This is a genomic window from Pseudoalteromonas sp. G4 (assembly GCF_028875915.1).
Taxonomy (GTDB): domain Bacteria; phylum Pseudomonadota; class Gammaproteobacteria; order Enterobacterales; family Alteromonadaceae; genus Pseudoalteromonas.
Genome location: NZ_JAPEHW010000162.1, coordinates 1 through 900, shown reverse-complemented (window position 1 = coordinate 900; position 900 = coordinate 1). Strand labels below are relative to the sequence as shown.

At 41.6% G+C, this 900-nt stretch carries 2 protein-coding genes; both read left to right on the top strand.

What is annotated here, in order from left to right; all coding sequences use genetic code 11:
- Positions 1-646: DUF58 domain-containing protein (locus tag ON073_RS20390; RefSeq protein ID WP_274763696.1), on the top strand; the 646-nt coding region annotated here is incomplete at its 5' end.
- Positions 647-653: 7 nt separating this feature from the next.
- On the top strand, positions 654-900 hold a 247-nt coding region (locus tag ON073_RS20385), incomplete at its 3' end, for a DUF4381 family protein (RefSeq protein WP_274763695.1).

The following is a 900-nucleotide window of genomic DNA, read 5'->3' as shown; positions in this document are numbered from 1 at the left end:
ACGCCCTGTTTTTATCTTAACGGACTTTAGCGACAGTATGATCTTTGGCTCTCAGCTGCTTTTAAAATCTGTGCAAGCTGCACATTTAAGTGCACTGATTGCTTGGAGCGCGATTCAACGTGGTGACCGTGTTGGTGGTTTAGTGTTTAACCATAATGCCCATTGGGAACTCAAACCGGCATCAAGACAAAGTGCTGTACTTAAACTGTTTCATAACTTACAACTTGCGCATCAAGCGGCGCTTGAAAGTAAGCTTGATGGCGAATCGCAAACACTGAATGATCAACTAAATCGTTTAGTGCACTTAGCAAAGCCAGGCTCGTTAGTGTACTTAATTTCTGATTTTCATCATTTAAGCGAGGATATGGCAAAGCAACTAATGCTGCTTACACGCCATTGCGAACTTATCGCCTGCCCTATTTTTGACCCGATGGAGCTATCGTTACCGAATGTGGGTGAGCAACTTACGCTCAAATCAGGTAACCGTCAGGCTAACCTTCCACTTGCCAATGCAAAGTTTCGTGAAAGCTATGCTACAAAAGCAAATGCCCAACAAACGTCGTTATTTCAGTTATTACAAAAATCAGGCTTAGCGTTGATGCCATTTAGTGCTGCGCAGCCGATTGCTCAACAATTAAAGGGATAATGGTTAAATGGCAAACCCAACATCTCCGCTCGACAACTTACATGATGTTATTGCGCCAGCCACAGTAGCTTGGTGGCCGCTATCACTGCCTGCATTTGCAATAATTATAGGCATTTTTTTGCTGTTGTTTGTTACAGGTTTTTTAGCTTATAAACGTTATCAATTGGCAAAAGCAAAAAGACAAGCACTGCAAGAAAGTAAGTCTTATTTAACCTCTAACTTTGCAAATAGCCAAGCTTTGCATTTAATTTTAA